The 9269-nt window shown below is 39.6% G+C and carries 5 protein-coding genes and 1 pseudogene; 4 read left to right on the forward strand and 2 right to left on the reverse strand.

Annotated elements, in window-relative coordinates:
- Together VGE44_RS07325 and VGE44_RS07330 are read left to right on the forward strand one after the other, a co-directional pair.
- Positions 1–2206: SLBB domain-containing protein (locus VGE44_RS07325; protein WP_331077466.1), on the forward strand; the 2206-nt coding region annotated here is incomplete at its 5' end.
- Position 2207: 1 nt separating this feature from the next.
- A complete protein-coding gene (locus tag VGE44_RS07330; RefSeq protein ID WP_331077468.1) occupies positions 2208–3275 on the forward strand; it encodes a hypothetical protein in 1068 nt (355 codons plus the stop codon).
- A 509-nt stretch (positions 3276–3784) separates the two neighbouring features.
- Here the strand turns inward: VGE44_RS07330 and VGE44_RS07335 are convergent.
- On the reverse strand, positions 3785–4711 hold the full coding sequence (locus tag VGE44_RS07335) for a glycosyltransferase (RefSeq protein ID WP_331077470.1): 927 nt from the start codon (positions 4709–4711) through the stop codon (positions 3785–3787).
- Positions 4712–5710: 999 nt separating this feature from the next.
- Between VGE44_RS07335 and VGE44_RS07340 the strand changes: the two genes are divergently transcribed.
- Together VGE44_RS07340 and VGE44_RS07345 are read left to right on the forward strand one after the other, a co-directional pair.
- Positions 5711–6871 carry a glycosyltransferase gene (locus tag VGE44_RS07340; protein ID WP_331077472.1) on the forward strand — a complete coding sequence of 387 codons (1161 nt, stop codon included), beginning with the start codon at positions 5711–5713 and terminating at the stop codon, positions 6869–6871.
- Positions 6864–8090, forward strand: coding sequence for a flippase (locus tag VGE44_RS07345; protein ID WP_331077474.1), 1227 nt, complete (start codon positions 6864–6866; stop codon positions 8088–8090). Before VGE44_RS07340 ends, VGE44_RS07345 begins: the two co-directional genes overlap by 8 nt.
- A 539-nt stretch (positions 8091–8629) precedes the next feature.
- On the opposite strand, the pseudogene VGE44_RS07350 reads toward VGE44_RS07345, so the two are convergent.
- A pseudogene (locus VGE44_RS07350) lies at positions 8630–9269 on the reverse strand (hypothetical protein); the annotation flags it as partial.

Raw genomic sequence — 9269 nt, forward strand, 5'->3', positions numbered from 1 at the left:
ATCCGAAGCATGGAAGAAAATACAGGATTTGGGTCTTGCTGAACAGGACGCTTATAAATTGATGGAGCAGAAAGGTATGGATCCAATAGAGGTTAACCTTTTCAAACAAAGAATCAGCCTGCTCGGATTGAACAAGAGTGGCACTAAAATATCAGAGATAAATAAGAAAGACGATATTGATTTCAGTAGAGACACCATAAATCTTGTCAAAAAGCCTGTTTCAATTGAAGCCGTGAAACCATTCAATAATTCTGAGTTAAGCATTTACGGAACCGAATTCTTTAATCAGACTTCAATTAAATTTGACCCTGATTTTAATATCGCAACTCCAAAAGGCTATGTTCTGGGCCCTGGTGATGAGCTCATTATACTTCTAACCGGTCTAAACGAAAGCAGTGTTCGTTCGAAAATAAGTCCGGAGGGAAATCTTCAAATTCCCTATGCAGGAATAGTTTATGTGAATGGTTTCACAATAGAACAAGCCACAAGCCTTATAAGGAATAAAATGGCCAAAGCCTATCCTGCACTAAATAGTGGCCAAAGCTTTTTAAACATTAATCTGGGAAGTACCCGAACCATAAAGGTTACTTTGGTTGGGGAGGTACAGACACCAGGATCTTACACCATTTCATCTCTTTCGACCCTGTTCAATGCCTTATATCTTTCAGGTGGCCCTTCTTTGAATGGTTCATTACGAGGCATTGAACTTATTCGCAACAATAAAATTTATAAAACAGTCGATTTTTACACTTTCCTGCAGCAAGGCCTGATGGATGGGAATATCCGGCTTGAAGACCAGGATGTAATTAATTTCCCGGTTTACCGAAAAAGGGTAAGTATTTATGGGGAAGTTAAAAGACCTGCGATATATGAACTGAAGTCAGAGGAACAACTGGATGACCTGATCAGGTATGCAGGCGGATATACTGATATTGCGTATCGTTCGGTTGCAAAAATCGATCAGATCACCGAACTGGAACGGGAAGTAAAGGATGTCCCGGCAAGTCTGTTCAGCAATTTTGTTCCTCGTAATGGCGACAAAGTTGAAATTGGTTCCATCCAAAACAAATATGCGAACCGGGTTATCCTGGAAGGGGCAGTGAACCGTCCGGGAGTTTATGAGTTAAGTTCAGGACTAAGTCTTTCACAGCTTCTGAAGAAAGCTGACGGTTTGAAACCCGAAGCCTATTTAGAACGTGCTTATATTAAACGTACTCTCCCTAATCTGGAAAAAGAGTTTATATCATTTGATCCTAAAACCATTATTAATGGCAAATCAGATATTCCCCTGCTAAAGGAAGACTCTGTTATGATTCAGAACCGCTCAGAATTTATTACCGACCAGTATATTACCATTAATGGCAATGTTAAAAACCCGGGCAACTTTCTTTACCGAAAAGGTCTGAAACTCACTGATGTGATCGCAATGTCGGGTGGTTTAAATGAGCAGGCTGCCGGTCATAATATTGAAATTTCAAGAATTATTAAAAATAAGTCCGACAGTGTCGCTAACCAATTAGTGGAAACCTTTACTGTTAATCTGGATAATGCCGGACAAAGCTCTCAGGATATCGAACTGCAGCCACTCGATTACATTAATGTGCCAAGGCTTGTTAATTTCAGACCACTGGGAAATATTTCTGTGAATGGAGAAGTCTTATTTCCCGGCGAATATGCGGTTCAGAAAAGAGATGAAACCGCCCTCGACTTTATTCAAAGAGCTGGCGGACTAAGCCCATACGGATCATTGGAAAGTGCCCAGATTTACCGGAACAGAATCAGGGTTGACCTCGACCTCACACAAAGCACAATAGATCCGATAAGCAGAAAGAGTATGATTCTACTTCCTGGAGACAGCATTTATATCCCCCGTATAATTTCTTTTGTTCAGGTTTCGGGTGCGGTAAGCAATCCTCAATATATCAGCTATCAGGGCAGAAGATTTAAGTATTATATCAATTCTGCAGGAGGTGTTCTTGAAGATGCGCGTATAAAAGGTGCCTATGTACAATATCCAAATGGTCTAAATAAACCTGTGCGCAACTTCCTGTTTTTCAGGAACTACCCTTCGGTAAAGCCTGGAAGCACCATTACTGTTCCAAAGAAGAATCCCGACAGCAGGTTCAGGTTAGGATTTGCAGAAATTTCAGGAATTACATCTGCCGTTACAGCCCTCATTGGCCTGATCGCAATTTTAACGAGATAATATGAAGCAGGACAATTATCCTTTTGAACCGGAATTCTCGTTTAGACAGACTATTGAAAGCCAATGGGAGAATGTCCTTTATTTATGGAATAAAAAAGGGACGCTCATTGCCTTTGGGATTATCGGTGCAATCTTTGGGATCGTCTATGCATGGCTAAAACCAATAACTTACACATCCAGGTTGACTTTTGTCGTTGAAGAATCAAAAGCTGGTGGAGGATCCCTTCTTTCTGGCCTGGCAGGACAATTAGGATTTGATTTGGGTGGTTTATCCGGAACAGGTGGAGTTCTGGCTGGCGACAATGTACAGCAATTATTGCGCAGTCAGAAAATGATCAAAAACACACTATTAACCCCTTTTGGTGATTCAAATACAGTTTCAATTGCAGATGAATATGCAAGAACCTCTAAGTTGAGTGAAACATGGGGTAAAAAATATAATGATGGAAAGCCTATTCGGTTCCTATTAAATTCCGGAAATTATACCCGGCTACAGGATAGTTTGTTACAAATAATCATCAAACGAATAAGTGATAAAGAACTTGCAGTAGGAAAGCCGGATAAAAAATTAAGCTTTTTTGAGGCTACTGTTACCATGCATAATGAAGCATTGGCGCAGGCATTTACTACCCGGCTCATAGACCAGGCAACACGCTTTTACATTGATACCAAAACCAAAAGACAGCGTAATAATGTAAACAGGCTTCAGGCAAGGGCAGATAGCATTGGATTGCTCCTGAACAAGAAAACTTATTCAGCATCAGAGGCAAACAGTGTGATGCTTGATGTAAATCCCGCATACCCTACCGCAAATGTTGGGCTTGAGCTAAAACAAAGAGATAAACTGGTTCTGCAAACAATTTATGCTGAGATCGTAAAAAATCTGGAGATCAGCAGAACAATGCTAATCCAGGAAACACCAACCTTTCAGGTTGTTGATGAACCTGAATTACCGCTTAAAAAGAATCGCACAGGTTACCTGGTTTCTATTATTTACGGTGGATTAATTACGGGAATTGCAGGAGCACTGTATTTGCTGCTTAGCAGGAAAAAAGTGGAGACCCGATAGCTATCGGGTTGAGAGTTGAACGTTCGCCCGTCATTTCGAAGGAGGCACGACTGAGAAATCTCATGATCAAACCCAATGACTCTATGCAACAGATTTCTCCTCGCGTTAATGCGATTCTCAAATAGAACAATGCCCTTCGCTCGTCGAAATGACGGGGTCGCTGTGTCTGTCATTTCGAAGGAGGCACGACTGAGAAATCTCATGATCAAAGCCACGGAATCTCAATAACAGATTTCTCCTCGCGTTAATAATATTTATAAACAGAACAATCCCCTTCGCTCGTCGAAATGACGGGGTCGGTGTGTCCGTCATTTCGAAGGAGGCACGACTGAGAAATCTCATAATCAAAGTCACAGACTCTTAGCCACAGATTTCTCCTCGCGTTAATGCGATTCTCAAACAGAACAATGCCCTTCGCTCGTCGAAATGACGGATAATTTTGCTCATTCACGAATCTTCATCGACAAATAGACAAATCGTCTAATCGACAAATTATACTAATTTGCTAATTACCTCCACTTCCCCCTAAAAAACATTCTTAATGCAATTTTCTTGTGCAACCAGGATTTGCCTTTTAGATTTATGAATCGGATGAATAAGGCTTCTTGTTCAGGGTTTAACTTATCATGAAAGGCATTATAGAATTCAGAAGCAAAACTGATCTGATCTTCAAACAAATCATTCTTTTTAAAGGAATGAATAATTTCGGAAAGGAGCCTTTTTAACCTTCCTTTCCGCTTGAAATCTCCAACTTCTGTCGCATTATTCCCATGACTGCGGTAATATACCTGCGGCTCAGGCACAATGTCTGCCTTTCCAAAAGTATAAGCTATCATCGATATCCAGGTATCATGATTTAAGGCTCCCTGATCAGGTATAGTCGAAAAATAAGAACGCATTGCCGGGTTCATCAACATAGTACATCCATTGACAAAACATCCAAAAAACAAGGTCTCAAGACAATAAATGTACCCCCCTTGCCCCAATTCACTTCTGAAGGAGGGATTAATCAGATTTTTATCCTGATCAACCAGTATAAGATCTGAATAAACTATAGCAGGAATATCAGTTTCGTCGATATTTTCCAGGTATTTGGCCGCCAGACTTAATTTAGACGGAAGCCAGATATCATCCTGGTCAGATAATGCGATGTAATTTCCGGGATTACAAAGAGAAACCGCTCTCTTAAAGTTGCCGATAAAGCCGAGTCTTTGGTCGTTAATATAATAATTCAGAAGACCCTTACTATGGTAATCTTCAAGAATTTCAGCTGTATTATCGGTAGATTGGTCATCACATACAATGATCTCAGCAGGCCTGAGGGTTTGAGAAAGTATCGAATCCAGCTGTTCTGTAAGATATTTGCCGCCATTATATGTGGCCATGGCAACAGATATTGCAGGATAATCAGAATTTCTGTGTTCAGTTTTAATCATTCTTGCGAAATAAGCCGGTATGTGGTACAGGCATTAAGCCTTCTAAATTAAGAAATTAATTAGCTGTTGCAGACCAAGAGAATGAGCAAATTTGGGAATGAGCAACCCGATAGTATTCTAGGTTAAGCAAATGGGGGTACCGATTCCTCTCTATCTGGAGAGTTTCCAACGATTACCAAAATTGATTTCCCTGTACAACTTAAACCGCTTTTTTACGGTTTAAGATACCACACTAGTACGATCGTCAATAGGCTCCAGCTTTATCTGGAGCTAATAAGTTTGCTCATTTTCGGGCCAGTCCGAACGGAGTTCATCCGGGCGGGCTTCAGCCCAACATTCAACAAGTTATGAGGAAAATTACATGGGCTTTAGCCCGATTTTGGAACCTCTCACCTTTCCGCAGAGTTTCTTTCCTGTGATTATAAAATTTGATTTTTTGTACAACATTAAATCGTTTTTGTACAGTTTAAGCGCTGAGCCTATTCGTACAGACGAGCTGTTGTCTAAACCATGATTCAGGTGATTTACTTGATTATTTTGAATCATTACAATCAAGCTAATCAGTCCAATCATAAAAATCAAAGTTCAGACAGAATAATGCCTGTTTTATCAAAATTATAGGATACGCAAAGTGAGGTTGCGGCTTTCGCTGACATGCATTTTTTTAGTATTGGGGAGATTCAGAATTCGTCAGAATCGCTTGCACCAAAAAGCACCTATAATGATACCACTCCGATTCCGGCGAAGGCCGGAATCTCCCTATTTCACCCATCGGATTGTCATTCCCGCGCAGGCGGGGACCTCCCAATCCTTAAATAAGGACATTGAGTGCAGGCCTGTCTAAACCAAGATTCAGGTGATTTACTTGATTATTTTGAATCATTACAATCATACTAATCAAAAAAATCTTAGTTCAGACAAAATACAAACCTTTAAATCATTAATTTTAAAACCAACCGAAAGACAGGTATTAAAAAAAATGCATATCTGCCATCCTTCATGAAACAAAAACCCACATTTGTTACCATATTTACAGATACACAGAACTTTCACCTGGTTAAGGATGTTGGACAGCTCCCATACTTCATGTACAAAACAGAAGGCTATGATGCTCAATTAATCAGCTACAGGAATAATAAAGAATATCCCTACCTGAACAAAGAAGTTAAAGGGTTGAAACTAACTTTTATCCCGGATAAGGGTAGAGTATTCTACTTTGAACTGGGAATATTGTCTTACCTGTGGTCATTCTCAAAGTCAATCGATGTCTTAAACCTGTTCCATTTCAAAAAAGATCATTTACTCTATCTTCTTCTTTATAAAATCCTGAATCCAAAAGGAAAAACTTATATAAAACTGGATATGGATATTCTTTTTTTTAAAAATTATAATGCTTTTCTGTACTCTAACTATTCGATCAAAAACTACCTTTTGAAAGGTATAACAAAATGGATGTTTAAATTAACGGATGTTTTTTCTGTTGAAACTGAAGAAGCCAAAGCATATCTACAAAAAGTTTACCCCGAATTAGAGGAAAAATTAATTTGCATCCCTAACGGAGTGGATAATCTCTATCTGGACGAAGAAATTAAATTAAGATCCTGGGAAGAAAAAGAGAATATCATTATCACAGTGGGTAGAATAGGAACCCTTCAAAAAAACACAGAACTATTTCTGGAAGCATTAAAAGCAGTAGAATTAAACAGTTGGAAAGTCTATATTCTGGGCCCTGTTGAAGAGTTATTTCAAACCTACATAGACAGCTATTTCGAAATCAATCCTCATTTAACAGAAAGCATCCTGTTTACCGGTAATATCACAGACCGGAAAGAGCTTTTTGAATGGTATAACCGGGCTAAAATATTTTGTTTAACATCTCGTTTTGAAGGGTTTCCTATTACTTTCCCTGAGGCTCTTTATTTCGGGAATTACATTATCAGTACCTCCGTTTCAAGTTCACTGCATATTACAAATAATGGCGAGTTCGGCAAGGTAGTCAAAACGGATGCCCGGGAGTTCTCATTAGCAATCCAGGAGTGCATAACAGAAGGCTTTTTGACTTCCAAACGATTTGAGGATACCCTTAAATTCTCAAGAGCCAATTTTACCTGGCCCGGTATTGTTAAACAACTGTCAGATAAACTGAAGGAAGATGCGTAAACAATTACTGAAAGATTCAGCTACATATTTGGGCGGCAGCATTATTGTCCAGATCCTGAGTTTTATCGGGATGATATTTTTAATGCGCTTTCTTCCGGTTTCAGAATATGGGAAATATACCTATATTATTGAATTCATCTCTATTTTTGCCTTTTTCTCGGATGGCGGATTTACACAACATATCATTAAGGAAAGCAGCCAAAATCCGGGATCAGTAGATAAAATATACGCCAGAGCACAATCAGCCCAGTTGCTGATCAGCGGATTGATGCTGACTCTTATTCTGTGCATCAGCTATCCCACAAATTCGATACAGGACTTTTATTATCTTTTTGTATTCGGCCTGAGTGTTGTAATCAGCGCATATTTCGCACCCATGTTGGCTATATTGGTTGCATCAGGTAGAAAGGATCTGATTTTTTATAAAGATGTAAGCCTTAGTCTTATAAGGATCTTCTTTATCCTGCTCGGAATCTATTTGAAGGCGTCATTTTCGTACTTTATTTATTTAGGCTTTATTAACGCGATTGTTCTGCTGATCCTTTTCCTATATATCCGAAGGCAAGGGGAATTTAAGCGTATTTTAAACTTTAAACCAGCCATAGCAGAAAGTATTGGATTTATCCGGCACGGCATTTTATTTACAATTCTGATGGCTGCAAATGTGATCTACAACAAAATAGATATCATAATGCTTGAGAAAATGATTGGGAGTACAGAAGTTGGCTATTATTCAGGAGCAACCAGGTTTATCTACCCCTTTATGTTCATTTCAGGTGCATTTATGACCGCAATATTCCCAAAACTGGCGAAACATTCTGAAGAAAAAGATAAGTTCAAAAGCATTCAAAACCTTGCTTTGTATTATCTTGGAGGAATCGGGGTAATTCTCAGCACATCTCTATACCTGGGGTCTGACCTGATCTTTCAATTGTTTTTTTCGGATAAATACGATGCCTCCATACCCGTGTTTAAAATACTGGTCTGGTATCTTGCCATTGTTTTCATTTACGGCCCGATCAGTAATAGCCTGGTGGCTAAAAACAAGGTTGTATTTTTGGTTTACCTGAACCTGATCATGATTGTATTGAATGTTGCAATGAATTTCTTTCTTATCCCGGTTTATGGCGCAAAGGGTGCGGCAATGGCCACTATTACTTGCGAAATACTGATTCTGATTTCTGCAATGATATATTGGAAGGGGATTGAGCCCCGATAGCTATCAGGGCACTAGCTATCAGTTAGAGATCCGTCATTTCGAACACAGCGGCAGCATTTTATTCTCAAGGCTGGAATTTGCGGTGTGGAGAAATCTGTAGATGGGAGACTGTGTTGTTGACCTTGAGATTTCTCTTCGCGATAGAATCCGTCATTTCGAAGGAGGTACGACTGAGAAATCTCATGCTGACTGACACAGCTTTAATCAACAGATTTCTCTTCGCGTTGATAATACTTCTAATTACAATAATTTTGTCCGCTCCTCGAAATGACGTGTTCGTACTTTCCGTCATTTCGAACACATCAACAGTATTTTCTTCTCAAGCCAGGAATTTGCGATGTGGAGAAATCTGTTGATGCGGGGCTGCTTTTAACTTTGAGATTTCTCTTCGCGGTGATACTTTCTATCCATTTAACAATCCAATCCGCTCATCGAAATGACGGACCATTTGCTCAGTAGGATGTGAAGACGAAATCAAATTCCGCTCGCCTATGTGATTTCGTAAGTCTTCCCACTCTCAACTCTCCCCTCTCAATTACCTAAAATCTATACATCACCCCCAGTTTAACCTGATAATTAATCCTATCCCACCCCGTAACAAAATATTCAGGTGGACGATTATAAAGCACATATTGATAATTAAGTGAACGTATCATAGCCCCTTTAGCACTAAATAACAGATTTTTATAATCCCAGTCGGCCGAAAGCGCAGCGCTCATGTCCACGTAATGTTTCCTGAAATCAGGTGGATCTATGTACATCTGATAATAGAAATCATTATTGTGAAGGTACCGTTCAAGCTGAAGTCCTATTCTTTTCAAGCCCTTAAACCAGCTAACATCCAGCGACTGAAGATTACTGCCCGGTCCAATCCCAGCACCCAATACCTGACCCATATGGGTGTACCCCTGCCTGACAACAGAACTTGTATACCAGCCACCCTTTTCAGGAACAGAAGTTTGCTGTAACTCGGTAAATTCCAATGAAAACTGAAAATATTCACCCGGACGTTTATTCAATGGCATAATTTTCCTCAGACCAAGCAAATAGGCCGCTGACCTGTCGGGTTCTCTTAAAAATGCAGTTATACTATGTTTACCCTGATGTCCGTATTCCCCATAGATCTCTGCATTTGCTTCCCGCAATACCCAACGAAAGAACAAGCTGGAGTACCTGTCT

This window comes from Daejeonella sp. (assembly GCF_036405355.1).
GTDB lineage: Bacteria > Bacteroidota > Bacteroidia > Sphingobacteriales > Sphingobacteriaceae > Daejeonella.